The following is a 14,607-nucleotide window of genomic DNA, read 5'->3' as shown; positions in this document are numbered from 1 at the left end:
TCGGATAACTATCTGCACGGCACCATCATTGATCCCCTCTCGACGACCGACTCCCAGTACGGTCATTTCCGATGGCCGATGGCCGATGGCCGGCGCCGCGCAGGGAGGGGACGGAATGTTCGAGCAGCTGAGCGAGGCACAGATCGTGGGGTTGTCGCTGGTGGTCCTCGGTGCCGTACTGGTGTTCGCGTGGTTCGTGCGAAGTCGGGTGCGCGCGCTCAGCGCGCTCTTCATACCGGCGAGTGTCGTCGCGGGGTTCGCCGTGTTGCTGCTCGGCCCACAGGTGCTCGGCGAACTCACCGGCACCAGCGGCCTGATCCCCGAATCCGTCATGGAGGTCTGGCGGGTGATCCCCGGACTGATGATCAACGTCGTGTTCGGCGCGATCATGATCGGAAAGACGCTGCCGAAGCCTCGGCAATTGTGGGACGCCGCCGCGCCGCACGCCCTCTTCGGCGCATTCCTGTCGTTCGGACAGTTCGCCCTCGGCGGTCTGGCCGTCATCGTGCTGCTCCAGCCTGTGTTCGGGCTACCCGCCGAGGCAGGCTCCCTACTCGAAATGTCGTTCGCAGGCGGTCACGGAACGATCGCCGGCATGGGTCAGCTCTTCGACGACACCGGGGTCCCCGAACTCGTCGACATCGGGCTGGGACTGGCGACGATCAGCATGGTGACGGGCATCGTCGGTGGCTCGGCGCTCGTTCGGTGGGCGGTTCGCAGCCCGAAGGTCACGGTGGTGCGCGACGAACAGTTCGGATCCGATGAGCGCTACGACGTCGACGACATCCACGTCGCACCGATCGACGAGAAACCGTCCACGGACACCGGTCTCCACCCGACGACACTCGCGTTCGCGCTGATCGGTGTCGCGATACTCCTGTCGGTGGCAATCCTGTGGTCGGCGAGGGCCTTGGTCTCAGCGCTGGGGTCGGACATTCTCGACAAGATGCCGCTGTTCCCGGTCGCCGTGATCGGTGGGTTCCTCGTTCAGTGGCTGGTGACCAAGACCGGGCACGCACATCGGGTCGACAAGCGCGCCGTGGAGGGAATCTCCTCGATTGCCCTCGACATCCTGCTCGTGTGTGCCATCGGCACAATGTCGTTGGCAACGATCGGATCCAACATCCCAGCGATCGTCGTGTTCACCTTCATCGGGGTCGGGTGGAGCGTGGTGTCTCTGGTGTGGCTGGGACGACGATTCCACCGCACGCACTGGTTCGAGCATGCGATCGCCGATTTCGGGCAATCCCAGGGCAACGTGGCCACCGGTTTCGTGCTCGCCGACATGGTGGATCCCCAGCGTCGGACTGCCACAGCGAACGCCTACGGGTACAAGCAGCTGCCGTACGAGCCGTTTCTCGGCGGCGGGCTGCTCACCGCACTGTCCGTTCCGCTGATCACCTCGATCGGACTGCCGTTGTTCACTGCCATCAGCGTGGTCGCAGTTGCGGTGATCGGCGTGTGGGGTATGCGACGGAAGGCACCCGCCCGTTCTGGAGGTAGCTGACGACCTGCACCACGCGGTCAGGACACTTCGCCCGTATCGCGGTAGACGATGACAGTCCTGTCCGCACGATGCAGCAGGTTCTGACTTGTCGAGCCGAGCAATGCCGCTGCGATGCGGCCGCGGCCGCGACTCCCCACGACGGCCAATTGGGCGTCGTCGAGGGCTCGCAGCAGTTCCCGCGGTGCCGAACCGCGGGCCGACACCGCATCTACAGGCACGTCAGGGAAGCGACGCCGGAAGGGTGCAAGGATCTCGGTAAGCCTTGTCTCCTCCGTGCGGGCGACAGCATCCCAGTCCACGAGCAGCGACGTCGGACCCGACTGGCGCAGCGTTTCGGGTCTGGCGGCGCCGATCGCGTACTCGTCGGTCCAGGATCGAACCGCGGTGATGGGTACACCGAGCAGGTCGGCGAATGTGAACGCAAACTCGGCGGCGGCGGTAGACGTAACGCTGCCGTCGAGCCCGACCACGAAAGGGCCCGTATCGGGCCCGGGATCGGCGGGGTCGCCTCGCCAGACGACGACAGGGCATTCAGCGTGGTTGACCACCCGCACCGCGGTCGATCCGAGCAACCAACGCTCGACGGTCCCTCGGCCCGTCGCTCCGAGCACAACCATGGTGGCGCCCTTCGCGGCAGTGAGCAGCGCTGTCGCAGCGGGTTCGTCGCCGAGTACCGTCATCAGGCGACTGTCGGGCGCGCATTCGCGGACGGCGGCGACCGCAGAGGAGAGCACCTCGGCTCCCTCAGCGGCGAGGCTGTCGATCAACTGTTGCGATAAGTCGTCATCGGACGCGTGGGCAGGGCTCGGCGCGGAATGTACGAGGTGCAGTGGCTGACCTAGCTTTTCGGCTACCGCAACGGCCCACTTCGCAGCGCCCAATGAAGTGTCGGACCCGTCGAGCCCGACCACGATGTGCGTTCCGGCGTTCATAACGGTATCTCCATCTCGTTCGGCAGCAGGCCACCCACGCGCGCCGTGGCTCGTGGCGCGAACCACGACATGAGACGACAGTATCTGTCCGTCGCTCTTCCTTCGCCAGATCCGTTCAGACGCAGAAATCACTTACTTCGCCCGGCGCGCCGCGTGCCCACCTCCAAGCGGCTGACACTGGTGCTGCGGATACCTACGCAAACAAACAAATGTTCGAGTTGACGGGCATCGTCGCACGTGGGACTATCCCTGCACCGACCTGAAAACAGGTCGACCCCGGCTGGTGCTACCAACACCGAACCGGGGTCTGGGCACAAGACAGATAGGACTGTCATGCACCGTAGGGTGGAGTCTATCCACACGCCCCCAGGGGGCGCTTCTCATGGTTCGGCCTTCGACGCCGACCCCTGCCTTCTCACCCCGCCGGGGTCTTCACTGACGTCCTGACTTCACGAGCCTCTCGACACCTCCGTCGAGGGGCTCGAGATGTTTCGCTTCGACGTGTGCGCGGGCCGTTCCGGTAGCCGCGGCGCGTCGGGCATTCGTCGCTCATCACCCGAGGTCCGACGTCAGTGCATCGACGCTGCGCGCAAGGGTGCCATTCCCGTGCGTGAAACCGACTGGGCGCCAGTACCTTCGTCTCCACTGCTGGCGGTGGAGCACCCGATCGCGAGGGTCGACACGAACGACCGGGTCCAGCGCAAGCCGCACGTCACTTCCGACGTGGGGCCAGATGCGTTGGCCGAGACGGTCTATCGGGGTATGGCGACCGGGCAGCGTTGGGGAAGGGGCCGAAGGCAAGCACAGGGACCCGCAGGGTCTCCGTACGGTTTGGCGCAGCCGCCCGCAAGGCGTCCTATCCATCCCCACTCTCAGGCTGTTCGGCTTGACAACCATTCGGGCATCAATCAAGATCGACCGGAAACCGGCGGGAGGGGGAAACCCGCCAGGTCACTATCAGGGGAATTGGACTCAGCAGGCAGCCCGGCATCTGCCCAGGCACTGCGCCAGTCAAGACAAGCCCGCCGGGCCGGCGGGCGGGGGGAAACTTGAATACATCCGAATCATCTGTGCCGTACGGAAATGTCCTCGTCGACGGCCTACGAGCACAGCGCGACAACCGACCCGAGCACACGGCGGTAACAGACTTCCGGACGTCGACGCAGCGCTCGTTCTCAGACCTGTGGCTCGCCGCCGAATCGGCAGCGATGCACCTGCACCGTTCCGGCGCACGACCAGGGCAACACGTGGTGATGACGCTGCCGCTCGGCTCCGAACTTATCGCATACTGTTACGGCGCAGCAATACTCGGTGCTGTTCCCGCATTCGTCGACCCCAATCAGCCTCTGGAGTCACTCGCCCCCTGTTTGGCTGATCTCGATGCTGAAGTATGGGTATCGTCGATTCCCGATCCGGCGCGAGGACTGTACCGCGGCTCCATATGCCCACCCGACCACACCATCTTCGACGCGGGCGACAGCGCCTCTACCAGCAACGAACAGCCCTGGGAACAGCGCGCGTGGAGTGTGAACGACACCGTCCTGATGCTCTACACCAGCGGCACCACAGGGATTCCCAAAGGAGTACCCTGGACCTCCCGCGAGCTCTCCTCTCAGATGCGGTACTACGGCGACAATGACATTCGCTCGGAATTCTGTCTGTTCCCTCACCTGGCCTTGGTATCTCTGGCGATCGGTCGCCGAGTCGTATTACCCGACCTATCCACCGCTCAGCCGGCTCATCTCGATATCGACGCGTTCTATCGCCAACTGGCCGGCTCGGGCAGCGACTATCTCTTCGCCTCACCTCTCGTATGGCACCGCCTCGTCACCCATATACAACGCCACGGTCTGCCTGCTCCGACTCTTCGTCGGGCCGCGACCGCCGGCTCAGCGATCGGCGTCCGGTTGATCGAACGAATGCGCGCCGCACTCGATCCGGCAGACGTGGTCGTCCCGTATGCAAGCACCGAAGCGTTGATGCCGATCACCGTCGTCGGCGCCGACGAACACATATACCTGTCGCAGTTGAAAACCTGGAACGGCAAGGGGACACCGCTCGGTCGTCCAGCCGAGGAAATGCAAGTCCGCATCATCTCCCCGTCGTCGAAGGGCTCGAATTTCGACGTGACAACTGCAAGTCTCGACACCGGCGTCGCAGGTGAGATCATCGTTGCGGGACCGCGGGTGGTCAGAACCTATCATCGCCGTGACGATGCCGTGGCCGCATCGAAGTTGCGGGATTCTCCAACGGGTGAAATATGGCACCGCACTGGAGATCATGGATACATCGACGACTCTGGGCTTGTCTGGTACCTGTGCAGGAACAGGGATGTGGTCGACTCCCCTCATGGACCCATCCACCCCGATGCACTCGAGCAGATGTGGAACATGGTGACGGGGTTTGCACTCAGTGCTGTGGTCTACGATGCCGATGCGGACCGACTCTTCTATGTCTTTCCTCATGACGAGGATCCGTCAGCCGTCGACATCGGCACCATGTCCATCCTCGCCCGGCGCTTGCATCTGCCCGACCCCACACCGGTACGGTTACCGGGCGCGCTGCCGACAGATCCTCGCCACAACAGCAAGATCGACCGCGATGCTGTAAGCAGGTTGGTCAGGCAGATCACCGCGTCGGGGTGCTCGTGACAAACACATTCGCCGTGGATCATCCGGCCGAGGTCATCGATATCTATCTGAATGTCTGCGCCGACGAGAATCGCTTTGTCGCGCAATCGATCGCGGCGTTCGACACAATCGGATTGAACGGATCTGTCCTCGATTGCGCTGTCGGAACGGGGTTCGGGACCATCAGGCTCCTGGAATTAGGCTATTCCCTCGTATGTTCCGACGGAAGCGCCGAGATGCTCGACCGATTTCGACACAACTGCATCGAGGCAGGGCTTTCCAACGATGCGATCTGCGCTCGTTGGGAAGACCTCGGCCGGATGTTTCCCGAGGTGTTCGACATGGTGATGTGCCGCGGAAACTCCCTCGCATACGCCGACACTTGGGATTCCGACACAGCACTCGAGTTCGACCCCGGTCGCGTGATCACCCATGTGGCAGGTATGGCAGGCGCCCTCCGTCCCGGCGGCGCACTTCTGGTGGATCTGCCGTCAGCTCGGCCGGACACTTCCCCCTCTATTCTCGAGCATCAGGGGTTCTGCCCTGCGGGACGACCGGTAACCGTCATCGAAGAGATCTCCACCGACCACGAGACCCGCATCCGGCATTGGGATGTCGCGATGACCGTGGGACATCGAAACTACCGGTTCGCGCGATCGTCTTATCTTCTCGATCTGAACACTCTGCGAGATGCACTCGACGCATGCGGATTCACATCGGTCAGGTCACTTCCGGGCTCATCGGTGCGCGATCACTACCAGACTGTCGTTGCGATCAAACAGCGATCACAACCGACCCGCCGGATCGCCGCAGGGCGGTGACGTCACTACTCCGACCGCGGCGGTCGAGTCAGTCCTTTACGTCCGACCCGTGCTTCGTCAGCGCCATGACCTCGATGTCCATGTACGGGAACAACGGGAGGTTGAACAGGATCTCGTGCAGCTCGTCGGCCGAGTCCACGTCGAAGATGGAGATATTGCTGTACTTTCCGACGATGCGCCAGATCTCGGGCCACTTACCGGCCCGCTGGAGTTCCTGACTGTAGGCCTTCTCCTTGGCGATGGTCTCGGCGCGCACCTCGGGATCGAGGTCGCGCGGAATGTTGACATCCATCCGAACGTGGAACAGTGCCATGGGTTTTCTCCTTCGACTGTGGCGGTAAAGTGGGGTACGACGTCAGTCGCGGGCGTACTTCTTCACGACATCCATGTCGAGCTCGACGCCGAGGCCTGGACCCTCGGGCAGGTGCACCTGTCCTTCGGAGTACTCGAGCGGCGTCTTCAGCAACTCGACCGCAAACAGCTGCGGGCCGAACAACTCGGTGCCGTAGTTGATCCCGGGCTCGGCGCATGCGAAGTGGATGGACGCGGCGGTTCCGATGGGGCCTTCGATGGACGTCGCGCCGTGACAACGCAGACCGGCGGCCTTCGCAACCGCGACGACCTCCTTGCTCCGCTGCAAGCCACCGCATTTGGTGGTCTTGAGGGCGATGACGTCGGCCGCGGCGAGCTTGGCGACCTCGTATGCGTCGTGCGGGGTCTGGACGGATTCGTCGGCCATGACCGGCGCGGAGACGCGGCGGTTGATCTCGGCGAGGACATCGAGCTGGTCGGCCGGAGTGGGCTGCTCGATGAGTTCGACGCCGCCGTCGACGAGCTGCGGAACGTGTCGCAGGGCGGTGAAACGATCCCAGCGGGCGTTGACGTCGATGCTGAATCCGACCTTGCCGTCGAACGCTTCCACGATCTTCACGACACGCTCGGTGTCGACGACGGGATCGAGTGCTCCCATCTTGAGTTTGAAGGAGAAGTTGAGGCGCTGCTCCATCTTGTGGGTGACCTCGTCGACGATCTCTTCGAGAGGTGCCGCGCCGAGCGCCCAGCGCACGTCGACTCCGGTGCGGAATGCGCCGCCGAGCAGTGACGCGACCGGGATGCCGAGGCTGCGACCCCACGCGTCGTGCATGGCGACGTCGACCGCGGCCTTCGCGAAACGGGCGTTCGCGACGATCCGTTCGATGTCGAGCATGACGCCGCTGATCTCGTCGACGCCGCGACCGATGATGTACGGGCCGATGTACCGATCGACGATCTGCTTCATCGTCTCGACGGATTCGCCTCCCCACCACGGGCCTCCGGGCACGACACCTTCGCCGTAGCCGGTGACACCACCGGCGGTGGTGACGGCGACGAACAGGATCGGCTGCACTTCCGATGTCGTGGTCGCGAACTTGTGCGGACGAATCAGGGGCACGTCGACGATCGTCGATTCGACGGAGACGATCGCCAGGTCGGGGTCGGACATCTTCGGTCAGCTCACAATCAGTTCTGGGTGTGACGGTCGATACTGTGCAGGTGCACTCGTGGAGAATGCCGGTGCCCCTGTGGGACACCGGCATTCGAGGTCAGATGTGGATCACGCTTCGGGATCGAGAGCGAAGTTGTACGTCACCTCTGCGATGCCGTCGGCGTTCGTCTCCGGATCAAGGATCAGCTCCGGCTTGGTCGCGGTCGCGACGTCGTCGTCGACCCACTCGCCGCCCTTGAAGTAGAGCTGAGTGGTGACGGCACGCTTGCCCGGGGCCGACACCAGCAGGTGCAGGTGGGCGGGGCGCCACGGGTGTCCACCGTAGGACTTGATGAACCAACCGGTCGGGCCGTCGTTCGGGATCTGGTACGGAGCCGGCTTGAGCGTGGTGATCTCGTAATTGCCGTCGTCGTCGACCTCGATGGTGCCGCGCAGGTTCCACTCGGGGATGCCGGGGGCGAACTGCGAGTAGAAGCCGTCCTCGTCCGCGTGCCACAGTTCGACTGTGGCGCCGGAGATGCCGTTGCCCTCGAGGTCGGTCACCTTGCCCTTGAAGATCAGCGGAGGCGCAACCTTGTCCTTCTCGCGCATCGGCATGGTGCACTTCGACGGCAGCTTCGGGGCGTTCGGCACGTAGTAGGGACCTTCGATGGATCCCTTGGTGCCGGTGAAGTGCTTGCGGTTGTAGTGCACTTCCTCGATCTCGTGCTCGAGGAAGACGTCCAGCCACAGCGGCCACTCGCCGTACTCGCCGACGTCGATCATCCACTGCTTGAGCACCCGGTACTCGTCGTACGTCACCTCGTGCTTGTGGACGATGCCGGCGAGAGCCTCGAGCACGTCCTTGTAGATCGCGGCCGCACGCTCGACGGACGTGTCGGACGTGGCCCGCTCGGACTTGAACTTGTCGGTGGCGGCGTTGCCGGAACCGTGAGCGGTGGGGTTCTCGGTGGTGGTCATGGACTCTCCTCGTCGGGGCTGAGAACGGTGTGGAAAGCAGGTAGCAAATGCACTGGTCCGGTCGGGTCCAGGGCTGTGGACTTACCGGAGAGTACGCTGTGCGTACTTGTGGATCGCAGTGCGTACACCACATACTGTGCGTGTTGTCACATCGCTTGTCAACACCGAATGAGGCAACATCGACAAGTCCCGCAGGTAGGAGAAGCGATGCCGAGCACCGGCCTAGGCAACAACCCGAGTAACGACCGCGATTTCGTTCAGAGCATCGAGCGCGGTTTTGCGGTATTGCATGCCTTCGACGACAAGGATCCGAAACCGACGTTGGCCGAGATTGCGACCAAGACCGAACTGTCGCGGCCTGCGGTGCGTCGAATCCTGCTGACACTGCAGCGGCTCGGTTACGTTACTTCGACGGGAACGCGCTGGTCACTGACTCCGCGCGTCCTGAGCATAGGGCAGCACTACACGTCCTCTCACACCCTTGTGGATTCCGCTCTACCCAAATTGGTGGAGATCGCCGACCATACGCACGAATCTGCGTCGCTCGGTGTGCTCGACGGGACCGAAGTCGTGTACGCGGCCCGCGTACCGGTGCGGCGGATCATGAGCATCAACGTCTCGGTCGGTACCCGTGTACCCGCGTACGCAACCTCGATGGGTCGGGCTCTGCTTGCCTGGTCACCACGCGAGCAGGTCGACACCGTGATCGCGGAGACCCGCTTCGAGAAACTCACCCCCACCACCATCGACAACGCCGACGCCTTCCGCGTCGAACTTGCGGAGGTCCGCAGCCAGGGTTACGCGATGGCCTCGGCCGAGCTCGAAGACGGATTGATCTCGCTCGCGGCACCCGTGTTCGACCCCGCCGGCCATGCGGTGGGCGTGCTCGCGTGTTCGACGTCGACGGGACGCCACACCCTCGATTCCTTCCGGGATCTATGTGCCAAACGCGTGGTGGACTGCGCTGAGACGTTGAGCGCAGAACTCGGCTACCGCCACCGCTGACGCCGGTCCCCCCAGATCGGACGCCCGTCGGTTCAGGAGCGCAGCGTCGCGGAGGGCGCTACTCCGTACTTGCGTTTGTACGCTGCCGAGAACCGTCCGGTGTGCGTGATTCCCCATTTCAACGCCACATCCGTCACTGACAGATTCCTACCGGATCCGGCAGACAGTTCCTCGTGGATGCGCGACAACCGCAGATCGAGCAGGTAGTCGCGGGGGCAGACACCGAGGTACTCCCGGAAGCCCTCCTGCAGACGACGCACGCTCACCCCGGCCACCTCGGCCATGTCCGCCGACGTCCAGGGCAACGACGGATCGTCGTGCACTCGGTCGATGACCCGCTTGATGATCCGGGGCCGCGCGCCTCCCGTCGGATCGGCGTCGTCGGGCATCACCGCGAGAATGAACGACGAGGTCAGGGCACCGGAGAGCTGATCGGCGACCAACGGGTTATGCCAGAGGGATTCGTCGGATTTGAGCTGCTCGATGACGGAACGCAGCAACGCCATCCAGCTCTGACCTGCGTCGGTCGACAGGTCGACCTGAGGGGGAAGGTGCAGGTCGGGGCGCCCGAGGATGCGGGCCATCTCCCGGTGCAGGTAGTCGCGTTCGAGCTTGACCCCGACGATCTCGCAGTCGCCGCTCCACCGGCGGATCGTCGCGTCGATGTCCGGCTCGAACACGGTGGCCTGCCCCACCCCGGACTCGGCCTCGACGCCACTGGCGATCGACTCGATCGTGCCCGACAGGGGAATGTTCACGGCATAGGCGCCCGGGTGCGAACTGTGCACCGACGCCTCGGCACCCCAGCCGATCCGGGCCAACCGGATCGGCCCCAGAGGCAATGTGCGCAGGTTCAGGCGAGGTTCGGCCTTCTCGAGGGGAGTGAGGTCATGCGAGAAGTACGCATGCGACACCACCTCTTCCACCTCGCCCCAGTCGGACGGGTGTCGAGTCGAGTCCTCTGCCATCTGTGATCCACCTCGTCTTTTTCGGATACCGGGGACCTTGATTCCAGTGTGATCAGGGACACGCGCCCTGGCAAACAAGGACTTTATACCTACCCGCCGCGTTAGGTGGATAGTGACCGCGCTCACTGGATCGCACATCCCCGTCGGTGTCCATATGGTCTGTGTCACACCAGATCGAACCGGACAGGGAGGACGCAGACATGGAACAGCGAGACCTGCGAAACATCTTCGGACAGTTCGCAAGTGGCGTCACCGTCATCACCTGCGCCAACCGGGACGGCGAACCGCACGGCGCCACCGTCACCGCGTTCACCGCAGTGTCGCTCGAGCCGCGACTGTGCCAGGTCACCTTGACCCGCACCTCGAAGGCATGCGGATTCCTGTCGGGCGCACCGTTCGCCGTGAACGTCCTCGCCTCCGACCAGGTCGACACCGCGATGCACTTCGCGGGCAGGCCGCAGTCGCCCGAGCCGACATGGGAGGCCGGCCCCACCGCCCCGGTCCTCGCCGGCACCGCCGCGACGATCTCGTGTATCCCGTGGCGCGAATACGACGGCGGCGACCACGTCATCTACATCGGCGAGATCGTCGATGCCTCCAGCCGCGACGTCGATCCCCTCCTCTTCTTCCGCAGCACCTTCCACGACCTCGGCGCTCCCAGCGCGTCTGCGGCATGGAACGGCAGCCTGGACGATCCGCACAGCGGATGGTTCGACGCCCAGACCAAGTTCACCCCGCTTCACCTGGCCACATCCCCGGCCTGACAACACCTGACACAGCGAATCCCTGCCCCACCGGACTAGGAGAAATTCCATGACCACCACCGAACCGCGCCCCGACACTCTCGACCGCTCCAAGGTCAACGTGGCCGCAGAGTGCGAAGCGAACCGGACGAAGAATTTCGCAACCCGCCCCATGACCGGCGACGAGTACATCGCGTCGATCGACGACGGCCGCGAGATCTTCCTGCACGGCGAGAAGGTCAAGGATTTCACGAACCACCCGGCGTTCCGCAACTCCATCCGGATGACCGCGCGCCTCTACGACGCGCTGCATACCGGTGAGCATGTCGACGCGCTCACCACACCGACCGACACCGGCAACGGCGGCGTCACGATGCCGTTCTTCCGCACCCCGAAATCCTCCGCCGACCTGGTCAAGGACCGCGATGCCATCGCCACCTGGGCACGTCTGACCTACGGCTGGATGGGCCGCTCCCCCGACTACAAGGCCTCTTTCCTCGGCACCCTCGGCGCGAACGACGAGTTCTACAACCCGTTCCAGGACAACGCGAAGCGCTGGTACCGGGAATCGCAGGAGAAGGTTCTGTACTGGAACCATGCGATCATCAACCCGCCTGTCGATCGCCAGCTGCCCCCGGACCAGGTCGGCGACGTGTTCATGAAGGTGGAGAAGGAGACCGACGCCGGCCTCATCGTCTCCGGTGCGAAGGTCGTCGCGACCGGCTCGGCCATCACCAACTACAACTTCATCGCTCACTACGGCCTGCCGATCAAAAAGAAGGAATTCGCGCTGATCTGCACGGTGCCGATGGATGCACCCGGCATCAAGCTGATCTCCCGCGCCTCCTACTCGGAGAATGCCAACATCGTCGGCTCGCCGTTCGACTACCCGCTGTCGAGCCGGATGGACGAGAACGACGCCATCTTCATCTTCGACAAGGTCCTCGTCCCGTGGGAGAACGTCTTCATGTACGGGGACGTCGAGAAGATCAACCAGTTCCTGCCGGGTTCCGGTTTCCTGCAGCGCTTCACCCTGCAGGGCTGCACCCGCCTCGCGGTGAAGCTCGACTTCATCGCCGGCCTGCTCATGAAAGCCCTCGACGCCACCGGCGCCGGCGGATTCCGAGGAGTACAGACCCGCGTCGGTGAGGTCATCGGCTGGCGCAACCTGTTCTGGTCGCTGACCGACTCCATGGTCAACAATCCCGAACCGTGGATCGGCGACACCGTCATCCCGAAGCTCGAATACGGCCTGACGTACCGGATGTTCGCGATGCAGGGCTACCCTCGCATCAAGGAGATCATCGAGCAGGATGTCGCCTCGGGCCTGATCTACCTGCCGTCGTCCGCCGCCGACTTCAAGAACCCCGAGGTACGCCCCTACCTGGACAAGTACGTTCGCGGATCCGACGGCATCCAGGCCGTCGATCGTGTCAAGGTCATGAAGGCACTGTGGGATTCGATCGGATCCGAGTTCGGTGGCCGCCACGAGCTGTACGAGCGGAACTACGCCGGCAACCACGAGAACGTCAAGGCCGAACTGCTGTTCGCCGCCGAGACCCGCGGTGACGTGGCCTCCATGAAGGGCTTCGCCGAGCAGTTCATGAGCGAGTACGACCTCGACGGCTGGACGGTGCCCGACCTCATCGGCAACGCCGACGTGAGTGCCTTCTACAAGAAGTAACACTCCTACCACCGCGCGCGGGCGGACGACCCCCACCCTTACCCGCCCGCGCGCGGTTCCTGATCCACCCACCGGCGAAGGAGTACCCGAAATGTCTGCAGCGTCGAATTCTGGTGCCCCTGCCCCCATCCCGGAGTTCGATGCCGTCGTTCTCGGGTACTCCTTCGCGTCGAAGCGTGCAGCGACCCGGCTCCGCGACGACCTGCATCTGTCCGTCCTCGAGGTGGTCGACGCAACGGCAGCCACGTACGACGACATCAACAATCGCTGGGAGATCCGCGTAGGTCGGATCGTGATCGCGCGGACGAAGTTCGTGATCGACGACGACGGGAAGATCCACCTGCAGGGTCGCGAAACGGACGAGATCGATCCCGCTTCCGTGACAGCGCACGGATTCCCCAACCTGTTCCGCCCGGCCGGCACCGATCGCGCCGATTCCCTCGGCTACACGGTGTCGTGCATCGAGTACATGCGTGCGCACGGCCACGACTTCGTCGAGCGGCGGCTACGGACAGCGGTGGCCGACGACGACTACCCCGAGTTGTCTTTCGACCGTCCGACCCCGGCCATGTGGGTCGGATAGCACGCGTCAGCGTCCGTAGTGATACCGGCAGGCCGCGATGCGGATCTCCGTGTCGGTGACCTTGTAGACAAGACGGTGTTCGTCGGTGATACGCCGAGACCAGTACCCGGCGAAGTCGTGCTTCAGCGGCTCCGGTCTGCCGATGCCGTCGTTCCCGTTGCGTAGGATGTCCTGAACAAGAGAGTTGATGCGCTTCAACACCTTACGGTCCTGCGCTTGCCACCACAGGTAGTCCTCCCAGGCGTTGACATCCCACACCAACCGCATGGTCAGTCGTCACCGTCGATCAACTCGTGCAGCTGACCCTCCCCGGATTCGAGCCGTTCCATTGCATCGAGCAGACGTCGCGCGTTTGTCGGTGAACGCATCAGGTAGGCGGTCTCGCGCAGCGACTCGAAATCCGCCAGCGATACGATCACTACCGGCTCGTGCCCCGATCGAGTGATCACGACTTCCTCGCGGTCATTCACCACCGAATCCAAGACTTCAGCGTAGCGAGCGCGGGACTCGCTGTAACTCATGGTCCTCATGACAACCTCCTGATTGTACAGAAAATTGTACGTCCAATCGGACATCGCAGCAATGTCCACGACGCAGTCTTGCCGTCAGGAGTCGCGCAATGCTCGACTCGGTGTGATTCCGTACCGCTTCCTGAACGCCGCCGCAAATCGGGCAGGGCTGCTGAAACCCCACCGGAACGCGACGTCGGTCACTGTGACGCCCGAGCCACCGGCCGCGAGTTCTGTGTGCGCGCGGTCCAACCTGATGTCGAGCAAGGTGGCGGACGGGCTGCTTCCCACATAGTCCGCGAACGTCTCCTGCATCCGCCGCACACTGGTGCCGGCGATCTCCGCCATGTCCGCAGCGGTCCACGGGCGTGACGGGTCGTCGTGCAACGCATCGAGCACCCGCCGCACCATCCCCGGCCTCGGCGCCGGTGCTGCCTCTTCGGACGGAGGAGACACCGCCAGCACGAATGCGGCGGTGACGGCACCCGCAAGCTGCTGCGACACAAGGGGGTTGGTGAGCGAGCTCGCACCTTCGAGCTGATCCGACAACGAGACAACCAGGCGGCGCCAATCACCGGCCGACCCGGTAAGGTCGATCTGGTCGGGCAGCACGAGCCGAGATCGCAGCGGCGCACCCAGAATCCGGTCGGCCTCGCGTTCGAGGTGGTCGCGATCGAACTTGACACCTAAAGATGCTTCGGTAATAGGGTGTGTCGCTGCGCGTGATTGATGCCGTGCTACTTGATCATTGAACAATGGCAGGGAAGAAGACTGATTCC

15 protein-coding genes are annotated in these 14,607 nt (G+C 63.7%); 7 read left to right on the top strand and 8 right to left on the bottom strand.

Features of this window, described 5'->3' with window-relative positions; genetic code table 11:
* Positions 1-115: 115 nt before the first annotated feature.
* A complete protein-coding gene (locus EV641_RS26460; RefSeq protein ID WP_054713966.1) occupies positions 116-1,507 on the top strand; it encodes a sodium/glutamate symporter in 1,392 nt (463 codons plus the stop codon).
* Positions 1,508-1,524: 17 nt separating this feature from the next.
* Here EV641_RS26460 and EV641_RS26455 read toward each other — a convergent pair whose 3' ends face one another.
* Positions 1,525-2,439: a universal stress protein gene (locus EV641_RS26455; RefSeq protein ID WP_132476033.1), complete on the bottom strand. Its 915-nt coding sequence runs from the start codon at positions 2,437-2,439 to the stop codon at positions 1,525-1,527.
* Positions 2,440-3,488: 1,049 nt separating this feature from the next.
* Between EV641_RS26455 and EV641_RS26450 the strand changes: the two genes are divergently transcribed.
* Both EV641_RS26450 and EV641_RS26445 read left to right on the top strand, forming a co-directional pair.
* Positions 3,489-5,090 carry an AMP-binding protein gene (locus EV641_RS26450; RefSeq protein WP_132476030.1) on the top strand — a complete coding sequence of 534 codons (1,602 nt, stop codon included), beginning with the start codon at positions 3,489-3,491 and terminating at the stop codon, positions 5,088-5,090.
* The gene (locus EV641_RS26445; protein WP_199233398.1) at positions 5,087-5,890 is read left to right on the top strand and encodes a class I SAM-dependent methyltransferase; all 804 of its coding nucleotides are present in this window, start codon (positions 5,087-5,089) and stop codon (positions 5,888-5,890) included. Before EV641_RS26450 ends, EV641_RS26445 begins: the two co-directional genes overlap by 4 nt.
* A 28-nt stretch (positions 5,891-5,918) precedes the next feature.
* Here EV641_RS26445 and catC read toward each other — a convergent pair whose 3' ends face one another.
* The 3 genes from catC to catA all read right to left on the bottom strand — a co-directional run bounded on the left by catC (position 5,919) and on the right by catA (position 8,336).
* Positions 5,919-6,203: a muconolactone Delta-isomerase gene (catC, locus tag EV641_RS26440; protein WP_054713957.1), complete on the bottom strand. Its 285-nt coding sequence runs from the start codon at positions 6,201-6,203 to the stop codon at positions 5,919-5,921.
* 42 nt (positions 6,204-6,245) lie between these two features.
* On the bottom strand, positions 6,246-7,373 hold the full coding sequence (locus EV641_RS26435) for a muconate/chloromuconate family cycloisomerase (protein WP_132476027.1): 1,128 nt from the start codon (positions 7,371-7,373) through the stop codon (positions 6,246-6,248).
* 111 nt (positions 7,374-7,484) lie between these two features.
* Positions 7,485-8,336 carry a catechol 1,2-dioxygenase gene (gene catA, locus EV641_RS26430; RefSeq protein WP_132476024.1) on the bottom strand — a complete coding sequence of 284 codons (852 nt, stop codon included), beginning with the start codon at positions 8,334-8,336 and terminating at the stop codon, positions 7,485-7,487.
* Between the two features lie 207 nt (positions 8,337-8,543).
* Here catA and EV641_RS26425 point away from each other — a divergent pair, with 207 nt between their 5' ends.
* Entirely contained in the window at positions 8,544-9,341 is a 798-nt protein-coding gene (locus EV641_RS26425; RefSeq protein WP_054719314.1) for an IclR family transcriptional regulator C-terminal domain-containing protein, read from the top strand.
* A 32-nt stretch (positions 9,342-9,373) separates the two neighbouring features.
* On the opposite strand, the gene EV641_RS26420 is transcribed toward EV641_RS26425, so the two are convergent.
* A complete protein-coding gene (locus tag EV641_RS26420; protein WP_132476021.1) occupies positions 9,374-10,309 on the bottom strand; it encodes an AraC family transcriptional regulator in 936 nt (311 codons plus the stop codon).
* A 200-nt stretch (positions 10,310-10,509) separates the two neighbouring features.
* On the opposite strand from EV641_RS26420, the gene EV641_RS26415 reads away from it, so the two are divergent.
* The 3 genes from EV641_RS26415 to EV641_RS26405 all read left to right on the top strand — a co-directional run bounded on the left by EV641_RS26415 (position 10,510) and on the right by EV641_RS26405 (position 13,319).
* On the top strand, positions 10,510-11,073 hold the full coding sequence (locus tag EV641_RS26415; RefSeq protein WP_132476018.1) for a flavin reductase family protein: 564 nt from the start codon (positions 10,510-10,512) through the stop codon (positions 11,071-11,073).
* Between the two features lie 49 nt (positions 11,074-11,122).
* On the top strand, positions 11,123-12,736 hold the full coding sequence (locus tag EV641_RS26410; RefSeq protein ID WP_132476015.1) for a 4-hydroxyphenylacetate 3-hydroxylase N-terminal domain-containing protein: 1,614 nt from the start codon (positions 11,123-11,125) through the stop codon (positions 12,734-12,736).
* Positions 12,737-12,827: 91 nt separating this feature from the next.
* Entirely contained in the window at positions 12,828-13,319 is a 492-nt protein-coding gene (locus tag EV641_RS26405) for a hypothetical protein (RefSeq protein WP_054719443.1), read from the top strand.
* Positions 13,320-13,325: 6 nt separating this feature from the next.
* Here the strand turns inward: EV641_RS26405 and EV641_RS26400 are convergent, their stop codons facing one another.
* The 3 genes from EV641_RS26400 to EV641_RS26390 all read right to left on the bottom strand — a co-directional run.
* Positions 13,326-13,586: a Txe/YoeB family addiction module toxin gene (locus tag EV641_RS26400; RefSeq protein WP_054719440.1), complete on the bottom strand. Its 261-nt coding sequence runs from the start codon at positions 13,584-13,586 to the stop codon at positions 13,326-13,328.
* A 2-nt stretch (positions 13,587-13,588) separates the two neighbouring features.
* Positions 13,589-13,849: a type II toxin-antitoxin system prevent-host-death family antitoxin gene (locus EV641_RS26395; RefSeq protein WP_054719449.1), complete on the bottom strand. Its 261-nt coding sequence runs from the start codon at positions 13,847-13,849 to the stop codon at positions 13,589-13,591.
* A gap of 75 nt (positions 13,850-13,924) precedes the next feature.
* Positions 13,925-14,607, bottom strand: a 683-nt coding sequence (locus EV641_RS26390; RefSeq protein ID WP_241997487.1) for an AraC family transcriptional regulator, incomplete at its 5' end; no start/stop codon positions are given.

Origin of the sequence: Rhodococcus sp. SMB37, from assembly GCF_004345605.1 — a bacterium.
In the GTDB taxonomy this organism is placed as follows: domain Bacteria; phylum Actinomycetota; class Actinomycetes; order Mycobacteriales; family Mycobacteriaceae; genus Rhodococcus.
Note: the sequence above shows the minus strand (reverse complement) of the source record. Positions and strands in the feature narration are given on the sequence as shown.

Bases quoted from the DNA above. Each gene is read 5' to 3' on its own strand.
- EV641_RS26425 (WP_054719314.1), top strand. From the start codon at position 8,544: ATGCCGAGCACCGGCCTAGGCAACAACCCGAGTAACGACCGCGATTTC.
- catC (WP_054713957.1), bottom strand. From the start codon at position 6,203: ATGGCACTGTTCCACGTTCGGATGGATGTCAACATTCCGCGCGACCTC.
- EV641_RS26405 (WP_054719443.1), top strand. From the start codon at position 12,828: ATGTCTGCAGCGTCGAATTCTGGTGCCCCTGCCCCCATCCCGGAGTTC.
- EV641_RS26395 (WP_054719449.1), bottom strand. From the start codon at position 13,849: ATGAGGACCATGAGTTACAGCGAGTCCCGCGCTCGCTACGCTGAAGTC.
- EV641_RS26410 (WP_132476015.1), top strand. From the start codon at position 11,123: ATGACCACCACCGAACCGCGCCCCGACACTCTCGACCGCTCCAAGGTC.
- EV641_RS26420 (WP_132476021.1), bottom strand. From the start codon at position 10,309: ATGGCAGAGGACTCGACTCGACACCCGTCCGACTGGGGCGAGGTGGAA.
- EV641_RS26435 (WP_132476027.1), bottom strand. From the start codon at position 7,373: ATGTCCGACCCCGACCTGGCGATCGTCTCCGTCGAATCGACGATCGTC.
- EV641_RS26455 (WP_132476033.1), bottom strand. From the start codon at position 2,439: ATGAACGCCGGAACGCACATCGTGGTCGGGCTCGACGGGTCCGACACT.
- EV641_RS26415 (WP_132476018.1), top strand. From the start codon at position 10,510: ATGGAACAGCGAGACCTGCGAAACATCTTCGGACAGTTCGCAAGTGGC.
- EV641_RS26460 (WP_054713966.1), top strand. From the start codon at position 116: ATGTTCGAGCAGCTGAGCGAGGCACAGATCGTGGGGTTGTCGCTGGTG.
- catA (WP_132476024.1), bottom strand. From the start codon at position 8,336: ATGACCACCACCGAGAACCCCACCGCTCACGGTTCCGGCAACGCCGCC.
- EV641_RS26400 (WP_054719440.1), bottom strand. From the start codon at position 13,586: ATGCGGTTGGTGTGGGATGTCAACGCCTGGGAGGACTACCTGTGGTGG.